Here is a 19,233-nt window from a genome sequence, read left to right on the forward strand (position 1 = left end):
CGCATGACCGACAGCACTTTCGACGAATCGCCGAGCCGCTGGGGCCACTTCATGGACGACCTGCGCGCCAGCGCGCAGGCGCCCACGCCGCTGGAGGTGCGCGGCACGCTGACCAAGCTCGCCGGCCTGGTGCTCGAGGCCGTGGGCCTGCGCGTCCCCGTGGGCGCGCAGTGCCTGATCGACAACGGCCACAAGCAGCCCGTGCTGGCCGAGGTGGTAGGCTTCTCCAAGGACCGCGCCTTCCTCATGCCCGCCGGCGACGTGCACGGCCTGGCCAGCGGCGCCAGCGTGACGCCGCTGCCGCCCTACCGCACCGTGCCGCGCCTGGGCCAGGACAACCCGCCGCCCTCGCCCAACGACCGCAGCGTGCTCAGCCTGCCCATGGGTGCCGGCCTGCTGGGCCGCGTGGTGGACGCGCACGGCGAGCCGCTGGACCACCAGGGCCCGCTGCGCGGGGTGAGCGTCTCGCCGCTGGAGCGCGCGCCGCTCAACGCCATGGACCGCGACCCGGTGCGCGAACCGCTGGACACCGGCGTGCGCGCCATCAACGCCCTGCTCACCGTGGGCCGCGGCCAGCGCCTGGGCCTGTTCGCCGGCTCCGGCGTGGGCAAGAGCGTGCTGCTGGGCATGATGGCCCGCTACACCAAGGCCGACGTGATCGTGGTCGGCCTGATCGGCGAACGCGGCCGCGAGGTGAAGGAATTCATCGAGGACATCCTGGGCCCGGAGGGCCGCCGCCGCTCGGTGGTGGTGGCCGCCCCGGCCGACGCGCCGCCGCTGGTGCGCATGCAAGGCGCCAGCTACGCCACCGCCATCGCCGAACGCTTCCGCGACGACGGCCTGCACGTGCTGCTGCTGATGGATTCGCTCACCCGCTACGCCATGGCGCAGCGCGAGATCGCCCTGGCCATCGGCGAGCCACCGGCCACCAAGGGCTACCCGCCCTCGTGCTTCGCCAAGCTGCCGCAGCTGGTGGAGCGCAGCGGCAACGGCCTGAACGGCCGCGGCTCCATCACCGCCTTCTACACCGTGCTGTCCGAGGGCGACGACCAGCAGGACCCGATCGCCGACGCGGCGCGCGCCATCCTGGACGGCCACATCGTGCTGTCGCGCGCGCTGGCCGAGTCGGGCCACTACCCCGCCATCGACGTCGAGGCCTCGGCCTCGCGCGTGATGCACAACGTGGCGCCACCCAGCCACCTGGAGCTGGCGCGCAAATTCCGCGCGAACTACTCGCGCTACCAGAAGAGCCGCGACCTGATCCAGCTCGGCGCCTACGTGGCCGGCAGCGACCCCGAGACGGACCGCGCCATCGTGCTCTACCCCGGGCTGCAGCGCTTCCTGATGCAGGACATGCGCGAGGCCGCCCCCATGGGCGAGAGCGTGCGCGGCCTGCAGACCGCGCTGCAGGAAGACAAACCGGCGCGCGACGCCGCGGCGGGCAATGCCACGCGCGGCGCGCGGCCCCACCACAACCCGTATGAGGGCAACCAATGACCCAACAAGGGTTGGAAACGCTGGCCACGGTCATCGAACTCGCCGAGAAGAAGCGTGACGAGGGGCTGGCCGCGCTGTCGGCGGCGCGCCGCGAGCACCAGGCCGCGCAGGAACAGATGGACCAGCTCACCGCCTACGCCGCCGAGGCGCAGCAGCGCTGGCAGGCCCGCTGCGCCAGCGGCGTGGACGCCGCCTGGCTCATGCACCACCGCCAGTTCATGGCCAAGGTCGAGCACGCGATGGACTTCCAGACCGGCGTGCTCGGGCAGAAGCAGCGCCAGATCGAACAGGTCCAGCAGCAGGTGCACGAGGCCGAGCGCGAGCTCGCCACGCTGCGCCAGTACGTCGCGCGCCAGCAGGAGGCGCGCCAGCAGCGCCTGATGCGCCGCGAGCAAAAACAGACCGACGAAATGGCGCTCAACGCCCACCGCCGCCGCGCCGAATCCGACAGCACGTTCCAGAGCTTCTCCGCATGACCACGACCGCGCCCAGCAACCCCCACCCGCCCGCTTCGCAGGCGGCGCACGGCCAGCCGCCCAGCCACGCCGCGCGCGCGGCGCACGGGCCGCAGCAGCCGACCGACCTGTTCTCCAGCCTGCTGGCCCTGCTGTCGCCGGACGCCGAGCCGCTGGATCCCCTGGGCACGGCCACCACCGCCACCGGCGCGCCGGGCGACGACCCGCTGGCCGAGGACCCCGCCGACAGCGACAACCCCTTGGCCGCGCTCATGGCCTGGACCGCGCCGCACGAGCTGGCGCCCGCGCCGCTGGCGGGCGACGGTTCGCTGGCCGGCGAGACGCGCGGCCTGGACACGCGCGCCGACCGCCTCGGCGGCGCGCCCGCCGAGGGCCTGCCCCTGGCCAACGGCGGCGCGCCGGGCCGCCAGGTCGCCGCGCCCTGGCAGCCCGCCGCCGCACGGGCCTCGGCACCCGGTGCCGCCACCGCCCTGGCCACCGCCGCGGGCCAGGCGGCCGGCGGCACCGACAGCCCCGCCCTGCGCTGGAGCCGCGCGGCCGCGCCCAGCGAGGCCGGCACCGGTGCCGCCTGGCCGGTGCGCAGCACGGTCGCGCTGGACGCGCGCTTCCAGGCCGGTGCGCCCACCGCCACGCCCACGGGCGCGCTCGCGGCCCTCGCCGGGCGCGCGGCCGACGGCGACGAGCGGCCCCTGCCCGGCGCCTCGCCCACGGGTGGCGCGCGCGCCACCGGCGAAGCGGCCGCGGGTCCGGTGATCGCCAGCGGGGCCACGGCGGCCGACAGCGGCCTGGGTGGCGACGCCCCGGCCGACGGCGGCCAGGCGCGGCACGAGGCCGGCACCGACCCGAACACCGCCCAAGACCCCTACGCCGCGCCGGCCGACGCCGAGGCTGTGGAGGTGCAGCACTGGGGCGCCGGCGCCATGCGCCACGCCAGCCTGCGCGTGGGCGAGGACGCCCAGAACGCCATCGACATCCAGCTCGCCGTGCGCGGCGACGAGGTGCGGCTGGACTTCCGCACCGACGACGCCGCCGCGCGCGGCCTGCTGCGCGAGCACGCCCAGACCGCGCTGGGCGACCTGCTGCAGCAAGGCGGCCTCACGCTGGGCCAGGTCTCCGTGGGCGACCAGGGCCAGGGCGATGCCCGCCGCGACGGCCCCCCACCGCAGGCCGCCGCGCCGCGCTCCGGGCGGGCCGACGCCGGCCCGGCCGAGGCGGCCCCGCCGCGCCCAGCCGCGCCGGGTGCCAACGGCCGGGGCCTGGACCTCTTCATCTGAGCCCCCAGGGCGCGGGAAAGAACCGGTTTTTCCGCGCTTATCGAGCGAACGGCGTGGGGGGGCCCCTCCCACAATCCTTCTCAAGCCGCGCGCCTTTGAGCCCGCGGCAACCGACGAAGGAGTGCCATGTCCGCCGCTGCCACCGCCGCCGCCCAACCGGCCGAAGCCGCCCCCAAGAAGAAGGGCAAGAAGCTGCTGTTCGCGCTGATCGGCGTGGTCGTGCTGGGCGTGGCGGGCGCGGCCGCCGCGCTGTTCATTCTCAAGAAGAACACCGCCGAGGACGAGGGGCTGGACGAGGAAGCCCCCGCGCACAAGCCGGTGGACCCGAAATCGGCCCCCACCTTCCTGCCGCTGGACAACATGGTGGTCAACCTGGCCGACCCCGGCGGCAACCGCTACATCCAGATCGGCCTCACGCTGCAGCTGCAGGACGCCCACACGGGCGATGCCGTCAAGGCCTTCATGCCGAGCATCCGCAGCCGCATCCTGGTGATCCTGTCCAAGCGAACCGCCGAGGACGTGCTCAGCGCCGAAGGCAAGAGCCGGCTCGGCAACGACATCATCGCCGCCGTCTCCGAGGTGATGGGCTATCCCGCGCCCAAGACCGAGGACGAGGGCAAGAAGAAACGCGGCCCGGCCAGCCCCGTGCAGGCCGTGCTGTTCTCCAGCTTCATCGTGCAGTAAGCGCGGAGCGATCAGACCATGTCCGAATCGTTTCTGTCACAGGAAGAGGTCGATGCCCTGCTGGAGGGCGTGACCGGCGAGAGCCAGAAGCTCGCCAAGGAAGAGGTGCCGGAAGGCGGCGTACGCAACTACAACCTCTCCAGCCAGGAACGCATCGTGCGTGGGCGCATGCCCACCATGGAGATCGTCAACGAACGCTTCTCGCGCAACCTGCGCGTGGGCATGTTCAACTTCATCCGCCGCAGCCCCGAGATCTCGGTCGGCGGCGTGCAGGTGCAGAAGTACAGCGCCTTCCTGCGCGAGCTGGTGGTGCCCACCAACTTCAACATCATGGCCGTGCGGCCGCTGCGCGGCAACGGCCTGTTGGTGTGCGAGCCCACGCTGCTGTTCGGCGTGATCGACAGCCTGTTCGGCGGCTCCGGCAAGTTCCACACCCGCATCGAGGGGCGCGACTTCTCGCCCACCGAGCAGCGCGTCATCAACCGGCTGGTGGACGTGGTGGCCGAGGAATACAAGAAGGCCTGGCGCGGCGTCTACCCGATCGAGCTGGCCTACCAGCGCTCGGAGATGCAGCCGCAGTTCGCCACCATCGCCACGCCGAGCGAGATCGTGGTCTCCACCAGCTTCACGCTGGAGATCGGCGACATCACCGGCTCGCTGCACGTCTGCATTCCCTACGCCACGCTGGAGCCGATCCGCGACGTGCTCTATTCCAGCGTGCAGGGCGACGCCATCGAGGTCGACCGCCGCTGGGTCAAGCTGCTGAGCCACGAGATCCAGGCCGCCGAGGTGACCATGGTGGCCGAGCTGGCGAAGACCGAGGCCACCGTGGAGCAACTGCTGGCCATGCAGATCGGCGACTTCATCGAACTCGACCGCAACCCCACCATCACCACCCACGTCGACGGCGTGCCCGTGTTCGAGTGCCAGTACGGCACGCACAAGGGCAAGTACGCGCTGCGCGTGGAACGCAACCTGCGCGGCAGGGACATGAACTGGCTGGGGTCGTCCCCCGAGATGTGACCGGCGTTCAGGAGAAACCATGTCAACCGATACCAACGCACCCAACCAGGACGCCATCGCCGACGAATGGGCTCAGGCGCTCGAAGAGCAGGCCGCCACCGTTGCCGACGAGGGCGCACCGGCCTTCGACGCCGAGGCCACGCCGGTCAAGACCGCCATGGGCGCGGGCGGCGCGCAAGACATCCAGATGGTGCTGGACATCCCCGTCCAGCTCTCGGTGGAACTGGGGCGCACGCGCGTGCCCATCAAGTACATCCTGCAGCTCGCGCAGGGCTCCATCGTGGAGCTCGACGCGCTCGCCGGCGAACCCATGGACGTGCTGGTCAACGGCTACCTGATCGCCCAGGGCGAGGTGGTGGTGGTGAACGACAAGTTCGGCATCCGGCTCACCGACATCGTGACGCCCTCGGAGCGCATGAAGCGCCTGAGCCGCACCTGAAGGAACACCGACATGTGGCAGAACGCCTGGCCGGCGCTGGTCCTGCTCGCCCTGATGGTGGGCCTCGCCTGGGCTCTGAAGTGGGCGCGCGGGCGCTTGCCCGGCCTGCCGGGCGTGCCCGGGCAGAGCGGCCCCTCCCTCAAGGTGCTGGGCAGCGTCTCGCTCGGTCCGCAGCAGCGCGTGGTCACGCTGCAGGTGGGCCACGGCGAGGCCGCCACCTGCCTGGTGCTCGGCGTCGCGCCGGGCAGCGTCAACACCCTGCACGAAATGGCCCTGCCGGCCGACACGGCCGCCCCATCGGCGCCGACGGCACCGCTGGCCGGCGGTTTCGCCGCGCGACTGGCGCAGCAACTCGTGAAAGGCCCGGGCGATGCGCCGCGCTGAGATGCCCCGCTTGGTCTGGCTGCGCGCGCTCGCGCTGCTGCTGGCCCTGATGCTGCTGTCCGTCGGCGCCTGGGCGCAGAACGCGCCCGTGGCCCCGCCGCAAGGCCCGTCGCTGCCCCTGGTCGTGGGCCAGGGCGCGGGCGGCGCCAGCTACTCGGTGCCGATCCAGACCCTGCTGTTCTTCACCGCGCTGTCCTTCCTGCCGGCGGTGCTGCTGCTGATGACGGGTTTCACCCGCATCGTCATCGTGCTGTCGCTGCTGCGCCAGGCCCTGGGCACGCAGTCGGCCCCGCCCAACCAGGTGATCGTGGGCCTGTCGCTCTTTCTCACGCTGTTCGTCATGGGCCCCACGCTGGACCAGGTCTACAGCAACGCCTACGGCCCCTATTCGCGCAACCAGATCAGCTTCGAGGAGGCGCTGCAGCGCGGCGAACAGCCCATGCGCGCCTTCATGCTCAAGCAGACGCGCCAGTCCGACTTCGAGCTTTTCGCCAACCTGGCCCGCCTGCCCGAAGGCGTGACGGCCGAGAACGCGCCCTTTCGCGTGCTGGTGCCGGCCTTCGTCACGAGCGAGTTGAAGACCGCCTTCCAGATCGGCTTCATGATCTTCATCCCCTTCCTGGTCATCGACATGGTGGTGGCCAGCGTGCTCATGTCCCTGGGGATGATGATGCTGTCGCCCGTGCTGGTGGCGCTGCCCTTCAAGCTCATGCTGTTCGTGCTCGCGGACGGCTGGAACATCCTCATCGGCTCCTTGGCCGCCTCATTCGCCCAGTAGGGAACACCATGGAACCGCAAGCCGCCCTCACGCTTGGCCAGAACGCCCTCTTCCTGCTGCTCGCGGTGGCCGCGCCCGTGCTGGCCACGGTGCTGGGCGTGGGCCTGGTGATCAGCCTGTTCCAGGCCATCACCCAGATCCACGAACAGACCCTGTCCTTCGTGCCCAAGCTGATCGCCGCGATCGCGGTGTTCGCCATCGCGGGGCCCTGGATGCTGACCACCATGGTCGAGTTCATCCGCACCACGATCCTGTCCATTCCTCAGTACGCCGTCTGAGGGCGCAAGGGGCCTGCGCATGATCACCTTCACCGAGGCCCAGATCATGGCCTGGGTCTCGCCGGTGTTCTGGCCGTTCCTGCGCATCCTGGCCGTGTTCAGCAGCGCGCCCATCTTCTCCTCGCGATCGGTGCCGGTGCGCACGCGCGTGGCCCTGGCCTTCCTGATCGCCTTCTGCGCCCAGGCCGCGCTGCCCGAGCAGCCGGTGGTGGCGCTGACCGACCCGCGCGCCTTCGAAACCGTGGTGCAGCAGGTGCTGATCGGCCTGGCCATCGGCCTCGCCGTGCGCATCGTGTTCGCGGCGGTAGAGCTGGCGGGCGAACTCATCGGCCTGCAGATGGGCCTGAACTTCGCCGGCTTCTTCGACCCCAGCACCGGCAGCCAGAGCAGCACCGTGGGCCGCTTTTTCGGCAACACCACGATGCTGCTGTTCGTGGTGATGGGCGGCCACCTCATGCTCTTGCAGGCGGTGGTGTCCAGCTTCGGCACCTTTCCCGTTGGCGGCGGCGCGCTCGACGCGGTGAACACCATGCGCCTGCACGAACTCGGCTCGGTGGTCTTCCGCTACGGCCTGTGGATCGCGCTGCCCCTGATCGGCATGCTGCTGTTCATCAACACCGTGCTGGGCTTCGTCTCGCGCATCGCGCCGCAGATGAACGCCTTCGCCATCGGCTTCCCGATCACACTGTCGGCCGGCCTGATCGGCATCGCCTTCACCCTGCCCATGCTGGACACGCCGGTGGCCGCGCTGCTGCGGCTGGCGACGGCGCTGTTCACGGGCTGATCCACCGCCCCCCGCCAGCCGCGCTGGCGCGCGGGAGATCAGTCCGCCATCGCCGCGGCCAGGCGCTCGGCGTAGCCCTTCAGCACCTCGGGCGGCGGGTCCTTGCGCGGCCAGGACAGCGCGACGCCGTCGTCCGCGTGGCGCGGCACCACATGCAGGTGAAAGTGGAACACCGTCTGGTCCCCCTCGCGGCCGTTGGCCTGCAGCAGCGTGAGGCCGGGCGGGTCGAAGGCCGCGCGCACCGCGCGCGCGACCCGCTGCGCGGTCTGCGCCACGGCCGCCGCTTCCTGCGGCGTGATGTCGAACAGCGTGGCCGCGTGGCGCCGCGTGGCCACCAGGACATGACCGGGGTTGACCTGGCCGATGTCCATGAAGGCGATGCTCAGCTCGTCTTCCCAGACACGGAAGGCGGGAATGTCGCCGGCCACCAGGCGGCAGAAGATGCACTGGCCCGGGGGCGAGGTGTCAACGAACATGGGCATGGCGACCTCACTCCCAGCGCAGGTCGGACAGCTTCCAGTCCCCGCCCACCAGGCGCCACTCCAGCCGCACCTTGTAGGGCTCGGCGCGCTCGGGCACCAGGCCCTGCGCGCCGGTGACCAGCACCTGCGCCTCGCTCACGCCCAGCGTGGGTGTCTGCGGGTCCACGCGGTGGCTGCTCGACATCGCCATCACCCGGATGTTCTGGTAGCGCAGGAAGGTGGCGGTCAGCAGCCGGCGCGTGCCGTCGCGATCCAGGTTGCCGCTGCCCTGGAAATGCTCGTCGAGCAGGTCCATCGCGTCGCCGGTGTGGCGCGCTTCGATGGCGGCCTGCAGGGCCTTGGCGGCGGCCTCCAGCCGGGCCTGCGGGTCGCCCTTGCCGCAGGCGGCGAGCAGCGCGGCGCCCAGGGCCAGCAGCGCCCCCCGGCGCGTCGTCCCGGCGCTCATACCAGCCCGTTGCGGATCGCGTACACCGTGAGCTCCGCGTTGTTCGACAGGTGCAGCTTCTCCAGCACCCGCGCGCGGTACACGCTCACCGTCTTGGGGCTGAGCATCAGCTCCTCGGCGATGTCGCTGAGCTTCTTGCCCGAGGCGATCTTCTGCAGGGTCTGCAGTTCGCGCTCGGACAGGCTGGCGTGCAGCTCCTCGGTCTCGGGCGCGCTGAGCGTGTCCACCAGCATCTGCGCCACCTCGGGCGTGACGTATTTGCGCCCCTGCTGCACCACGCGGATGGCGCCGACCAGCTCGGCCGGGTCGCCGGCCTTGTTGACGTAGCCGCGCGCGCCCGCGCGCAGGCAGCGGATGGCGTACTGGTCCTCGGGGTACATGGAGACCACCAGCACCTTCACCGGCGAGCCCTCTTCCTTGAGCGCGCCCAGCACTTCCAGGCCGCCGCGGCCGGGCATGTTGAGGTCCAGCACCAGCACGTCGCAGGGCGTCCTGCGCATGAGGTCGCGCAGTTCGGGATAGCTGCCGGCTTCGCCGACGACCTGGATGTCGACCGCTTCGCTGATGGTGTCGCGGATGCCGCGGCGCACCACGGCGTGGTCGTCACACAAAATCACCTTGATCATGGGCTTCCTTGTGCTCCATCGGCGGCGGCAATGTGTCGCCCGACGGAAGCGGTACCGAGAGAATGACCGAGGTGCCACGCGGCGAGGCGCTGACGTCCAGCCAGCCGCCGACCTTGGCCGCGCGCTCGCGCAGGCCCAGCAGGCCAAAGGACTTGGCCTTGCGCAGCGCGCCGCTGTCCATGCCGGGGCCGTTGTCGCTCACCTCCAGCGTGAGCACGCCCTCTCCGTCGTTGAGATCGATGTCCACGTGGGTCGCGCCAGCGGCGTGCTTGGCCACGTTGGTCATGGCCTCCTGCGCGGTGCGGTAGGCCACGAGCTGCACGTCGCGCGGCACCTCGATGCGCTCGGCCGTGCGGCGCACGTGCACGCGCAGGCCGGTGCGCCGCTCGAAGCCGGCGGCCAGCCAGACCACCGCGGCCACCAGGCCCTGGTCCAGGATGGGCGGGCGCAGGTTCATCATGATGCGCTGGCTCGCCCCCAGGGCGTGCTGCACCATGTCCAGCGCGGTGTTCACGTGGCGCTGCATGTCGGCGTCGCTGGCGCGCCGGCCCACCCAGGCCAGGTCGAGCTTGATCGCGGCCAGCGCGCCACCGATGTCGTCGTGGATTTCGCGCGCGATGTCCGCGCGCTCCTGCTCGATGCTGGTCTGCAGGTGCTCGGCCAGTTCGGCCAGGCGCTGGCGCGATTCGGCCAGTTCGGCGTCGGCGCGCGCCTTGGCCTTGCGCGCGTCGCTGATCTCCAGCGCGCGCTTCACCACGTGCGCCAGGCGGTGCATGCTGTCCTTGAGCAGGTAGTCGCTCACGCCACGGTGCATGGCGTCCACGGCGGCGGTCTCGCCGATCGCGCCGGACAGGATGACGAAAGGCACCGGAATGCCCAGCTTGCAGACCACGTCCCAGGCGTCCAGGCCGGTGAAGCCGGGCAGGTGGTAATCGGCGAGCACGATGTCGTGCTGACCCGATTGCACCTCGCGGCGGAAATCCTCCAGCGTGTCCACCAGCGTGATTTCGTTGGCGAGCTGGCTGCGCTGCAGCGCGAACTTCACCAGCGCGTGGTCCACGCGGGAGTCCTCCAGATGGAGGATGCGCACCGGTCGCGGGTGGCTCGCTGTCGCTTCACCGGTACCGGTCATGGGAGGTGCTCTGTGTCGCCTGGCGAAGAAGGGATTAGAAGCGCCTGGAGGTCGACGGAGACGGCCAAAAGGGCTGAATTCCAGGCCGTATTCGGTCGATACCCCAGGAGGCGGCTGCCGAAAATTGTAATACCCCGTATCCGTACCACCTTCCCCCTGCCCCCCATGGAGACCCCCGCTTCGCCGCCGACCCCGCCTTCGGTCACGCTGCCCGTGGCGCTGGTGGCCGATCTGCAGGACTCGCTGCTCATCGCCATGACCGATCTGCAGCGCCTGGAAGGCCTGCTGGACCACGCCACCGGCAATCTGCTGGAGCGCTTCGGCAACGCCAACCGCGACCTGGAAGCCCTGGAGGGCGTCCTGGGCGAGGAGCTCACCCGCATCCGCCACAGCCTGCACCAGGCGGTGACCGAGCTGCAGTTCCACGACATGGCCACCCAGCTGCTGGCGCACACCGGCCGCATGCTCAAGGGCTGCGCCTGGCGCCTGGCCGAGCAGGCCATGGCGCCCGAGGAGGACGAGGTGCCCCTGGACCTCGACCCCATGCCCGAACGCCCCAGCCCCGTGACACAGGGCGAGATGGACGCGGGTTCGGTGGAGCTCTTTTAAGAATGCCCGCGCGCCGCCGATAACACCCGAATAACGGAGAAACTCCCATGCGATCGATCCTTGCCGTCGACGACTCGGCATCCATGCGAAAAATGGTGTCCTTCACCCTGACGGGTGCCGGCTTTCACGTGGTGGAAGCGGTGGACGGCCAGGACGCCTGGGAAAAGGCGCAGAACCACAGCGTCGATCTGGTGCTGACCGACCAGAACATGCCCAAGCTGGACGGCCTGGGCCTGACGCGCAAGCTGCGCGAGCACCCCAAATTCAAGAACACGCCGATCCTGGTGCTGACCACGGAGTCCAGCGACGCCATGAAACAGGCCGGCCGCGCCGCGGGCGCCACCGGCTGGCTGGTCAAGCCCTTCGATCCGGGCCGCCTCATCGAAGTCATCAACAAGGTGATTCGCTGATCCCGGCCTAAAACGCATCCCACCAGGAGTCAAGACATGGGCGACATGATGAACGAGGGCCAACACCTCGGCAACGACATCGACCTCAGCCAGTTCTATCAAATCTTCTTCGAGGAAGCGGGCGAGAACCTCGATCAGATGGAGCAGATGCTGCTCGCGCTGGACGTGAACGCCGCGCAGGACGAGGAACTCAACGCCATCTTCCGCTGCGCCCACTCCATCAAGGGCGGCGCGGCCACCTTCGGCTTCGCCGACGTGGCCGAACTCACGCACCAGGCCGAGTCGCTGCTGGACAAGCTGCGCCGCCACGAACTGCAACCCACGACCGCCATGGTGGACGTGCTGCTCGAATCCAGCGACGCGCTGCGCGGCCAGCTGGGCGCCCACCAGGGCGTGGGCAGCCCGCCCGACACCGGCAACCTGGTGGCGCGCATCTACGCCCTGGCCCAGGGCCAGGACGCGCCCGCCGCCACCGCGCCCGTGGCCGCACCGGCGCCCGTGCTCGCGGCGCCCGCCCCGGCCCCCGCGCCGGCGGCTGCCGCTCCCGCGTCCAAAGCCGAACGCGAGATCGACATCCACATCGGCCCGATCGACAACCCTGCGCAGGCCGATGGCATCGCCGAGCTGTTCCGCGACATCCCCGGCCTGGGCACGGTCTCGGCCATGCCCTGCGACCAGCCCGGCAAGCGCGTCTTCCGCGCCCGCACCGCGGCCAGCGACAACGAACTGCTGGACCTGTTCACCTTCCACGTGAGCAAGGAGCAGATCCAGATCCACCCGGCCGGCGACGTGGTGCACGGCAAGGTGCCCATGCCCCCGGCCACCGAGGGCAAGGACTACGGCTTCTTCGAAGGCTCTCCCGGCCTGCCCGGCGCGCCCAGCGCGCACGCCAGCGCCGCCGCGGCCCGCGACACGCGTGCCGCCGAGGCCCGGGCCAGCGCGGCCGCCCCGGCCGCCGCGGGCGGCGCCGGCCTCGAGTCGAGCACCCTGCGCGTCTCGGTGAGCAAGGTCGACCAGCTCATCAACCTGGTGGGCGAGCTCGTCATCACCCAGGCCATGCTGGCGCAGAAGAGCCGCGAACTGGACAACAACAACGCCAACAACCCCCTGCTGGCGGGCCTGGCCGACCTGGACCGCAACACGCGCGACCTGCAGGAAGCCGTGATGTCGATCCGCATGATCCCCATGTCGGTGGTCTTCAACCGCTTCCCGCGCATGCTGCGCGACCTCGCCTCCAAGCTGGGCAAGAAGGTCGAGCTGGTGACGCAGGGCGAGTCCACGGAACTCGACAAGGGCCTGGTGGAGAAGATCACCGACCCGCTGACGCACCTGATCCGCAACAGCTGCGACCACGGCATCGAAATGCCCGAGGAGCGCCGCGCCAAGGGCAAAAGCGAGACCGGCACCATCACCCTGTCGGCCACGCACCAGGGCGGCAGCATCCTCATCGAGGTGCGCGACGACGGCAAGGGCCTGTCGCGCGAGAAGCTGCTGACCAAGGCCCGCGAGAAGGGCATCGACGCGCCCGATTCGCTGAGCGATCCCGAGGTCTGGAGCCTGATCTTCGCGCCGGGCTTCTCCACCGCCGACCAGGTCACCGACGTGTCGGGCCGCGGCGTCGGCATGGACGTGGTCAAGAAGAACATCACCGCCCTCGGCGGCACGGTCGAGATCGACTCGGCCGAGGGCTATGGCATGCGCGTCTCGGTGCGCCTGCCGCTCACCCTGGCCATCATGGACGGCATGTCGGTGCGCGTGAGCGACGAGGTCTACATCCTGCCGCTGGCCAGCGTGATCGAGTCCTTCCAGATCAAGCCGACCGACATCAACACCATGGGACAGAACGCCCGCGTGGTGAAGGTGCGCGAGGAGTACATGCCGGTGGTCGAGCTCGAGCAGATCTTCTCGGTGCCGCGCTTCGAGCACAACGCCGCGAGCCCCATCATGGTGGTGGTCGAGGCCGAGGGCCAGCGCGTCTCGCTGATGGTCGACGAACTGCTCGGCCAGCAGCAGGTGGTGATCAAGAACCTGGAGAGCAACTACCGCAAGGTGCCCAACGTCTCGGGCGCCACCATCCTGGGCGATGGCAAGGTGGCGCTGATCCTGGACACCTCGTCCCTGGTCCGCCGCTCCAGGCATTGAACATGCATCCCCCCGCGTCGCTGCGCGCCTCTTCCCCAGGGGGGCAACACCTGCGGCCCGGCAAAGCCGGTTCCGCGGGGTTCTCCGGTTCGGCCTCGGCGCTCGTCGCGACCGAGGAAGGCCCCGTCGCCGAAGGCCGGGAGTTCGTCTGGTCCGACGCCGACTTCGCGCGCATCAAGGCGCTGATCTACAAGAAGGCCGGCATCAGCCTGCACGACGGCAAGCACGCCATGGTCTACAGCCGCGTCTCGCGCCGCCTGCGCGAGACCGGGCACGCCAGCTTCAAGGACTACATCGACTGGCTCGAGCGCCACGACGGCGCCGAGTGGCAGGAGTTCATCAACGCCCTGACCACCAACCTCACGGCCTTCTTCCGCGAGTCGCACCACTTCGATGCCCTGGCGCAGCTGCTGCGCGCCAGGCCCACGCACGCCTGGCGCATCTGGTGCGCGGCCGCCTCCACCGGCGAGGAGCCCTACTCCATCGCCATGACCTGCGCCGAGTCGCTGGGCGCCAACGGCCAGTACGACATCGTCAACAGCGACATCGACACCAAGGTGCTCGCCACCGCGCAGCGCGGCGTCTACAAGACCGATGGCAACAAGGGCCTGTCGGCCGAGCGGCTGCAGCGCTTCTTCCTGCGCGGCAAAGGCGCCAACGCCGGCTACATGCGCGTCAAGCCCGAGCTGCAGAAGCACCTGAGCTTTCAGCCGGTCAACCTGATCCACGAGCTGCCGCTGCGCGAGACCTTCGACGTGGTGTTCTGCCGCAACGTGATGATCTACTTCGACGCGCCCACGCAGCGCGCCGTGCTCGAGCGCATCCACCGCGTGATGCGCCCGGGCGGCACCCTGTTCGTGGGCCACGCCGAGAACTTCAGCGACGCGCGCCACCTGTTCGCCCTGCGCGGCAAGACCGTCTATGAGCGCCTATAGCCCTGCCCGCTCCAGCGCGGCGGGCGCCGCCGGCCTGGTCACGCCCCTGACGCCCCTGACCCCGCTGTCGAAGATGGCGCTGCCGCGCGTGACGCCGGCCGCCGGCGTGGTCTCGCGCGTGGACCAGCTCAAGGCCCGCACGCCCAAGCCCGGCGAGGCCTCTTTTTTCTTTCACGAGCCGCACTTCCGCAGCGACGCGGTGAAAGTGCTGCCCGGCGAGTACTACGTGAGCACCGAGGACCTGGTCATCATGACCGTGCTCGGTTCGTGCATCGCCGCCTGCATCTGGGACCCGTCCGTGCGCGTGGGCGGCATGAACCACTTCATGCTGCCCGAAGGCGGCAGCGACTCGGGCGGTCGCTACGGCTCGTATGCGATGGAATTGCTCATCAACGAGATGATGAAGCTCGGCGCTCGGCGCGAGACCATGCAGGCCAAGGTGTTCGGCGGCGGCCAGGTGATGAGCAGCTTCACCACCATGAACGTGGGCGAGCGCAACACCAAGTTCGTGCTCGACTACCTGCAGACCGAACGCATCGCCGTGGTGTCCAAGGACGTGCTGGACATCCACCCGCGCAAGGTCTGCTTCTTCCCGGTGACGGGCAAGGCCATGGTCAAGCGACTGGCCCACGCCCAGCCCGAGACGCTGGAAACCCAGGAACGCAAAGGCAGCGCGGCGGCCGTGGTCAAGAGCACCGCCGGCGGCTCCATCGATCTTTTTTGACACGCACCCCCGCCGCGCTTCGCGCGCCCCCCCCTCAAGGGGGTGGCACCCGAGGCCCGGCAAAGCCGGTTCCCTGCTGCCCCAGGGCCAGGTGCCGGTCTTCGAGAGGAAGTTTGAGATGGCGAAGACGAGAGTGGTGGTGGTGGACGATTCGGCGCTGGTGCGAAGCCTGCTGGCCGAGATCATCAACCGCCAGCACGACATGCAATGCGTGGGCGCCGCGAGCGACCCGCTGGTGGCGCGCGAGATGATCCGCGAGCTCAACCCCGACGTCATCACGCTGGACGTGGAGATGCCGCGCATGGACGGGCTGGAGTTCCTCTCCCGCCTGATGCGCCTGCGCCCCATGCCGGTGGTGATGGTGTCCACGCTGACGGAACAGGGCGCGGAGATCACGCTGCGCGCCCTGGAGATGGGCGCGGTGGATTTCGTGGCCAAGCCGCGCATCGGCGTGAGCCAGGGCCTGAACGAGCTCGCGGGCGACATCGTGGACAAGATCCGCGTGGCCGCCGCCGCGCAGGTGCGCCGCCTGGCCGCGCCGGCGCCCGCCGCGCCGGCCGCCACCGGTGCTGGCGCCGCCGCCCCCGCGCGCCCGAGCGTGCCCCTGCCGCGCCTGTCGACCGAGAAGATCATCTGCATCGGCGCCTCCACCGGCGGCACCGAGGCCATCCGCGAGGTGCTGGTGCCGATGCCGGCCGACGCGCCCGCCATCGTCATCACCCAGCACATGCCGCCGGGCTTCACCACCAGTTTCGCCACCCGCCTGGACGGCCTGTGCAAGATCAGCGTGGCCGAGGCACGCGACGGCCAGCGCATCCTGCCCGGCCACGCCTACATCGCGCCGGGCGGACGCCACCTGCGCATCGACCGCAGCGGCTCGAACTACGTGGCCGTGGTGGAAGACACCGAACCGGTGAACCGCCACCGGCCCTCGGTGGAGGTGCTGTTCAAGTCCGCCGCGCGCGTGATCGGGCCGAACGCCATCGGCATCATGCTCACCGGCATGGGCGCCGACGGCGCCAGCGCCATGCGCGAGATGAAGGACGCGGGCAGCTACAACTACGTGCAGGACGAAGCCAGCTGCGTGGTCTTCGGCATGCCGCGAATGGCCATTCAACACGGCGCGGCGCACGAGGTGCTGCCGCTCAACCAGATCGCGCCGGCGGTGTTGGCCCGCCTCGCGAACGCACCAGCCGGTGTGCGTCATCGCATCTGATGCCAATGCACACCCTGGAGCCCCCATGTTTCGTTTCACCTCCTGCTCGCGCCGCGTGGCGCTCGGGCTCGGCCTGGCGGCCGCGCTGACCACCCTCTCGCCGCTGGCCAACGCCGGCGACCTGCCCGAGCCCAAGGGCCGGGTGATCCTCACCATCAGCGGCCACATCGGCCAGCCCAACAAGGGCAAGGACGCGGTGTTCGACATGGCCATGCTCGAAGCGCTGCCCCAGCACAGCTTCACCACCCGCACGCCCTGGTACGACCGGCCCGTGAAGTTCACCGGTCCGCTGCTGTCCGACCTGCTGGACGCGGTGAAGGCCCAGGGCGGCACGGTCAGCGCGACCGCGATCAACGACTACACCATCCGCATTCCGGTCGCGGATGCGAAGGAACAGGGCGCCATCGTGGCCCGCCTGCTCGACGACCAGCCCATGGCGGTGCGGGACAAGGGGCCGCTGTTCGTGGTCTACCCGTTCGACAACAAGGCCGAGCTGCGCACCTCCACCTACTACGAGCGCTCGATCTGGCAACTCAAGCGCATGAGCATCGAATGAACGGCCCGCCCAAGGGCTTTGCCGCCTGGGGCATGCGGCAATGGACCCTGATGGTCATTGCCCTGCTCGCGCTCACGCTCATCCCCCTGGGCGTCATTCAGTGGCGCCAGTGGCAGATGCTGCAGGACACGGACACGCGCCAGGTCGACTCCATCATGTGGCAGGCGTACCAGCTCGAACGCGAGCTGTCCCGGCTCGATGGCGTGCTGCGGGAGGCCATGGACGGCTCACCCGAGGTGCTGCCCGACGACCTGATCGAGCGCTATGAGGTGTTCCTCAGCCGCATCCGGCTGCTCAGCGACATTCCCCGCCGCGACCTGCTCGACGCCTGGCCCGGCTTCAGCGCGGTGCTGCAGGAGATCGAGGGCTTCCAGCGCGAGGCGGAGCCCGCGTTCAAGGACCCGAGCGCACTGCTCAAGGACAGCGCCGCGCTCGACCGCCTGCACACCCGGGCGAGCGCCCTCAGCCCCTTGCTGGCCGACCTGACGCAGGAGGCCAACCGCGCCGTGGCCCGCTTAGTGGATGAGCGCAACCAGCAGCTGCGCCACCAGAGCCTGTTGCTCATCGCCCTGGCCGGGCTGCAGGTGGGCGTGATGCTGCTGTTCGTGGCCCTGCTGGTGCGCCACATCCGCGAACAGTCCCGCCAGTTCGCGCGCCTGCAGCAGCTGAGCCACGAGCTCGCCACGGCGCGCGACCAGGCCGAGGCGGCCAACCACGCCAAGAGCGTGTTCCTGGCCAACATGAGCCACGAGATCCGCACCCCCTTCCAGGGCGTGCTGGGCATGCTCAAGCTGCTGGAAGACACCCGCCTGAGCGGCCAGCAGCGCGACTTCGTGCAGACGGCCTCGGACTCGGCCCTGCACCTGCTGAGCGTGGTCAACGACATCCTGGACGTCTCCACCATCGAATCCGGCACGCTCAAGCTGTCGCCCACGGCGGTGAACCTGCCGGCCATGGCCGACGAGGTCGTGAGCCTGCTGGAGCCCCTGGCGCGCGACAAGGGCGTGGCCCTGAGCTGCCTGTGCGACGAGCGCCTGCCCCCCTGGGTCGCGGCCGACGCCACACGCGTGCGCCAGATCCTGCTCAACCTCGTCAACAACTCGGTGAAGTTCACGGCCCACGGCAGCATCGAGGCCATCCTGGAGCCCGACGCTTCGCTGCCCGATGGCATCCGCATGACGGTGCAGGACACCGGCATCGGCATGGACGAGGCCACGGTGGCCCAGCTGTTCACCCGCTTCTACCAGGCCGACAATTCGCTGCGCCGCCGCGTGGGCGGCTCCGGCCTGGGCCTGGAGATCTCCCGCACGCTCGCGCGCATGATGGGTGGCGACATCGCGGTCCGCAGCGCGCCTGGCCGGGGATCGGTCTTCGTGGTCACGCTCAGCCTGCCGCGCACCGAGGCACCGGCCGAGGCCGCCCGCGGCGTGCCGTTCGAGGACGACGAGGCGTGGGAGAACCGCCGCCGCGCCCCCCTGCGCCGCCTGCGGCTGCTGGTGGCGGAAGACCACCCGGTCAACCTGAAGTACCTCAACCTGCTGGTCGAGCGCATGGGCCATGAAGCGGTGTTCTGCGAGAACGGCTTCGAGGCCCTGCAGCTGCTGCACCACGAGCGCTTCGATGCCGTGGTGCTCGACTACCACATGCCGGTGCTCGACGGCATCGCCACCACGCGCGAAATCCGCCTGTTGCCCGGCGAGGCCGGGCAGGTGCCCGTGATCATGGTGACGGCCGATGTGGTCAACGACACGCGCAAGCTCGCGGCCGAGGCCGGCGTCACGCAGTTCGCGCCCAAGCCCCTGCAAGAGGCCGACCTGCGGCGTGCCCTGCGCCGCTGCGGCCTGCTCGCCGAGGCCGCCGACACCCAGCCCGCCCCCCTGATGCCCCTGCCGCGCGCGGGACGTGAACCGCATCAGCTGATCGACGCCGACATCTACGGCCAACTGGCCGCCATGATGCCCCGCGAAACCCTTCTGGAGCTGCTGGACATGCTGTTCGACGGGGAGGAGGCCACGGTGCCCGAGCTGCAGGCCGCGCTGCAGGTGGAAGACGTGGCCCAGGTCGTCTACCACGCGCACCGCCTGAAAGGCTCGGCCATGCTGCTGGGCCTCAAGGCCCTGGCGAACGTGGCCGCGCGCCTGGAGAAGGCCGGGACGGCGGGCGACGTGCGGGCCCTGGGGGCATTGCGCGAGACACTGGACGAGGACGTGCGCGACACCCAGGCGGCCTTGCAGACCTTCCCCCCAAGCGAGACCGAGGAGCTCGCCACCCGCTGAGGGCGGGCGCGGGCGCGGTGGTGGTACGACAACAGCGCCGCGGCCAGCAACGGTCCGCGCGCG

22 protein-coding genes are annotated in these 19,233 nt (G+C 70.2%); 18 read left to right on the top strand and 4 right to left on the bottom strand.

Translation table 11 applies throughout. From position 1 onward, the window contains the following. Positions 1–3: 3 nt before the first annotated feature. The 10 genes from fliI (at position 4) to fliR (ending at position 7,617) form a co-directional block, all read left to right on the top strand. Positions 4–1,497: a flagellar protein export ATPase FliI gene (gene fliI / locus DY262_RS08450; RefSeq protein WP_116958478.1), complete on the top strand. Its 1,494-nt coding sequence runs from the start codon at positions 4–6 to the stop codon at positions 1,495–1,497. Continuing rightward, on the top strand, positions 1,494–1,973 hold the full coding sequence (gene fliJ, locus DY262_RS08455) for a flagellar export protein FliJ (protein WP_116958479.1): 480 nt from the start codon (positions 1,494–1,496) through the stop codon (positions 1,971–1,973). The genes fliI and fliJ overlap by 4 nt, the downstream gene beginning before the upstream one ends. Further along, complete coding sequence (locus DY262_RS21770; RefSeq protein WP_181936448.1) at positions 1,970–3,247, top strand: flagellar hook-length control protein FliK; 1,278 nt, start codon at positions 1,970–1,972, stop codon at positions 3,245–3,247. Before fliJ ends, DY262_RS21770 begins: the two co-directional genes overlap by 4 nt. A gap of 126 nt (positions 3,248–3,373) precedes the next feature. Then, positions 3,374–3,931: a flagellar basal body-associated FliL family protein gene (locus DY262_RS08465; RefSeq protein ID WP_116958480.1), complete on the top strand. Its 558-nt coding sequence runs from the start codon at positions 3,374–3,376 to the stop codon at positions 3,929–3,931. An 18-nt stretch (positions 3,932–3,949) separates the two neighbouring features. Then, positions 3,950–4,954 (top strand): flagellar motor switch protein FliM, encoded by a 1,005-nt coding sequence (fliM, locus tag DY262_RS08470; protein ID WP_116958481.1) that lies wholly within the window; start codon positions 3,950–3,952, stop codon positions 4,952–4,954. Between the two features lie 19 nt (positions 4,955–4,973). Next, on the top strand, positions 4,974–5,393 hold the full coding sequence (gene fliN / locus DY262_RS08475; RefSeq protein ID WP_070401141.1) for a flagellar motor switch protein FliN: 420 nt from the start codon (positions 4,974–4,976) through the stop codon (positions 5,391–5,393). A gap of 12 nt (positions 5,394–5,405) precedes the next feature. Continuing rightward, positions 5,406–5,777: a FliO/MopB family protein gene (locus DY262_RS08480; RefSeq protein ID WP_116958482.1), complete on the top strand. Its 372-nt coding sequence runs from the start codon at positions 5,406–5,408 to the stop codon at positions 5,775–5,777. Position 5,778: 1 nt separating this feature from the next. After that, positions 5,779–6,555, top strand: a complete 777-nt coding sequence (fliP, locus tag DY262_RS08485) for a flagellar type III secretion system pore protein FliP (RefSeq protein WP_116958536.1) — start codon at positions 5,779–5,781, stop codon at positions 6,553–6,555. A gap of 8 nt (positions 6,556–6,563) precedes the next feature. Continuing rightward, positions 6,564–6,833: a flagellar biosynthesis protein FliQ gene (gene fliQ, locus DY262_RS08490; protein WP_070401138.1), complete on the top strand. Its 270-nt coding sequence runs from the start codon at positions 6,564–6,566 to the stop codon at positions 6,831–6,833. Between the two features lie 19 nt (positions 6,834–6,852). Further along, positions 6,853–7,617, top strand: a complete 765-nt coding sequence (gene fliR, locus DY262_RS08495; protein ID WP_116958483.1) for a flagellar biosynthetic protein FliR — start codon at positions 6,853–6,855, stop codon at positions 7,615–7,617. 38 nt (positions 7,618–7,655) lie between these two features. On the opposite strand, the gene DY262_RS08500 is transcribed toward fliR, so the two are convergent. The 4 genes from DY262_RS08500 to DY262_RS08515 are packed head-to-tail and all read right to left on the bottom strand — an operon-like array spanning position 7,656 to position 10,302. Further along, positions 7,656–8,099, bottom strand: a complete 444-nt coding sequence (locus tag DY262_RS08500) for an HIT family protein (RefSeq protein ID WP_116958484.1) — start codon at positions 8,097–8,099, stop codon at positions 7,656–7,658. A gap of 7 nt (positions 8,100–8,106) precedes the next feature. Next, positions 8,107–8,544, bottom strand: coding sequence for a hypothetical protein (locus DY262_RS08505; RefSeq protein WP_116958485.1), 438 nt, complete (start codon positions 8,542–8,544; stop codon positions 8,107–8,109). Further along, the gene (locus DY262_RS08510) at positions 8,541–9,170 is read right to left on the bottom strand and encodes a response regulator (RefSeq protein WP_070401132.1); all 630 of its coding nucleotides are present in this window, start codon (positions 9,168–9,170) and stop codon (positions 8,541–8,543) included. Before DY262_RS08510 ends, DY262_RS08505 begins: the two co-directional genes overlap by 4 nt. Then, positions 9,148–10,302, bottom strand: coding sequence for an ATP-binding response regulator (locus tag DY262_RS08515; protein ID WP_116958486.1), 1,155 nt, complete (start codon positions 10,300–10,302; stop codon positions 9,148–9,150). Before DY262_RS08515 ends, DY262_RS08510 begins: the two co-directional genes overlap by 23 nt. A gap of 165 nt (positions 10,303–10,467) precedes the next feature. Between DY262_RS08515 and DY262_RS08520 the strand changes: the two genes are divergently transcribed. From DY262_RS08520 to DY262_RS08555, 8 genes are all read left to right on the top strand, one after another. Then, complete coding sequence (locus DY262_RS08520; protein ID WP_070401130.1) at positions 10,468–10,911, top strand: hypothetical protein; 444 nt, start codon at positions 10,468–10,470, stop codon at positions 10,909–10,911. A gap of 47 nt (positions 10,912–10,958) precedes the next feature. Then, the gene (locus DY262_RS08525) at positions 10,959–11,321 is read left to right on the top strand and encodes a response regulator (protein WP_070401129.1); all 363 of its coding nucleotides are present in this window, start codon (positions 10,959–10,961) and stop codon (positions 11,319–11,321) included. 36 nt (positions 11,322–11,357) lie between these two features. Then, complete coding sequence (locus tag DY262_RS08530) at positions 11,358–13,463, top strand: chemotaxis protein CheA (protein ID WP_116958487.1); 2,106 nt, start codon at positions 11,358–11,360, stop codon at positions 13,461–13,463. A gap of 2 nt (positions 13,464–13,465) precedes the next feature. Then, complete coding sequence (locus tag DY262_RS08535) at positions 13,466–14,398, top strand: CheR family methyltransferase (protein ID WP_181936449.1); 933 nt, start codon at positions 13,466–13,468, stop codon at positions 14,396–14,398. Between the two features lie 73 nt (positions 14,399–14,471). After that, positions 14,472–15,122 (top strand): chemoreceptor glutamine deamidase CheD, encoded by a 651-nt coding sequence (gene cheD, locus DY262_RS08540; RefSeq protein ID WP_116958538.1) that lies wholly within the window; start codon positions 14,472–14,474, stop codon positions 15,120–15,122. Positions 15,123–15,240: 118 nt separating this feature from the next. After that, a complete protein-coding gene (locus tag DY262_RS08545) occupies positions 15,241–16,338 on the top strand; it encodes a protein-glutamate methylesterase/protein-glutamine glutaminase (protein ID WP_116958488.1) in 1,098 nt (365 codons plus the stop codon). Positions 16,339–16,363: 25 nt separating this feature from the next. After that, the gene (locus DY262_RS21985; RefSeq protein WP_245980875.1) at positions 16,364–16,894 is read left to right on the top strand and encodes a putative pterin-binding protein; all 531 of its coding nucleotides are present in this window, start codon (positions 16,364–16,366) and stop codon (positions 16,892–16,894) included. Beyond that, positions 16,891–19,170 (top strand): ATP-binding protein, encoded by a 2,280-nt coding sequence (locus tag DY262_RS08555; protein ID WP_116958489.1) that lies wholly within the window; start codon positions 16,891–16,893, stop codon positions 19,168–19,170. The genes DY262_RS21985 and DY262_RS08555 overlap by 4 nt, the downstream gene beginning before the upstream one ends. Positions 19,171–19,233 lie beyond the last annotated feature (63 nt).

The organism is Hydrogenophaga borbori, assembly GCF_003417535.1.
Lineage (GTDB): Bacteria > Pseudomonadota > Gammaproteobacteria > Burkholderiales > Burkholderiaceae_C > Hydrogenophaga > Hydrogenophaga borbori.

Coding starts and splice junctions, on each gene's coding strand:
- DY262_RS08510 (WP_070401132.1), bottom strand. CDS start 9,170: ATGATCAAGGTGATTTTGTGTGACGACCACGCCGTGGTGCGCCGCGGC.
- fliM (WP_116958481.1), top strand. CDS start 3,950: ATGTCCGAATCGTTTCTGTCACAGGAAGAGGTCGATGCCCTGCTGGAG.
- DY262_RS08515 (WP_116958486.1), bottom strand. CDS start 10,302: ATGACCGGTACCGGTGAAGCGACAGCGAGCCACCCGCGACCGGTGCGC.
- fliP (WP_116958536.1), top strand. CDS start 5,779: ATGCCCCGCTTGGTCTGGCTGCGCGCGCTCGCGCTGCTGCTGGCCCTG.
- fliN (WP_070401141.1), top strand. CDS start 4,974: ATGTCAACCGATACCAACGCACCCAACCAGGACGCCATCGCCGACGAA.
- DY262_RS08530 (WP_116958487.1), top strand. CDS start 11,358: ATGGGCGACATGATGAACGAGGGCCAACACCTCGGCAACGACATCGAC.
- DY262_RS08535 (WP_181936449.1), top strand. CDS start 13,466: ATGCATCCCCCCGCGTCGCTGCGCGCCTCTTCCCCAGGGGGGCAACAC.
- fliQ (WP_070401138.1), top strand. CDS start 6,564: ATGGAACCGCAAGCCGCCCTCACGCTTGGCCAGAACGCCCTCTTCCTG.
- DY262_RS08555 (WP_116958489.1), top strand. CDS start 16,891: ATGAACGGCCCGCCCAAGGGCTTTGCCGCCTGGGGCATGCGGCAATGG.
- DY262_RS08465 (WP_116958480.1), top strand. CDS start 3,374: ATGTCCGCCGCTGCCACCGCCGCCGCCCAACCGGCCGAAGCCGCCCCC.
- fliI (WP_116958478.1), top strand. CDS start 4: ATGACCGACAGCACTTTCGACGAATCGCCGAGCCGCTGGGGCCACTTC.
- DY262_RS08525 (WP_070401129.1), top strand. CDS start 10,959: ATGCGATCGATCCTTGCCGTCGACGACTCGGCATCCATGCGAAAAATG.
- DY262_RS08505 (WP_116958485.1), bottom strand. CDS start 8,544: ATGAGCGCCGGGACGACGCGCCGGGGGGCGCTGCTGGCCCTGGGCGCC.
- DY262_RS21985 (WP_245980875.1), top strand. CDS start 16,364: ATGTTTCGTTTCACCTCCTGCTCGCGCCGCGTGGCGCTCGGGCTCGGC.
- DY262_RS08480 (WP_116958482.1), top strand. CDS start 5,406: ATGTGGCAGAACGCCTGGCCGGCGCTGGTCCTGCTCGCCCTGATGGTG.
- fliR (WP_116958483.1), top strand. CDS start 6,853: ATGATCACCTTCACCGAGGCCCAGATCATGGCCTGGGTCTCGCCGGTG.
- DY262_RS21770 (WP_181936448.1), top strand. CDS start 1,970: ATGACCACGACCGCGCCCAGCAACCCCCACCCGCCCGCTTCGCAGGCG.
- DY262_RS08520 (WP_070401130.1), top strand. CDS start 10,468: ATGGAGACCCCCGCTTCGCCGCCGACCCCGCCTTCGGTCACGCTGCCC.
- cheD (WP_116958538.1), top strand. CDS start 14,472: ATGGCGCTGCCGCGCGTGACGCCGGCCGCCGGCGTGGTCTCGCGCGTG.
- DY262_RS08500 (WP_116958484.1), bottom strand. CDS start 8,099: ATGCCCATGTTCGTTGACACCTCGCCCCCGGGCCAGTGCATCTTCTGC.
- DY262_RS08545 (WP_116958488.1), top strand. CDS start 15,241: ATGGCGAAGACGAGAGTGGTGGTGGTGGACGATTCGGCGCTGGTGCGA.
- fliJ (WP_116958479.1), top strand. CDS start 1,494: ATGACCCAACAAGGGTTGGAAACGCTGGCCACGGTCATCGAACTCGCC.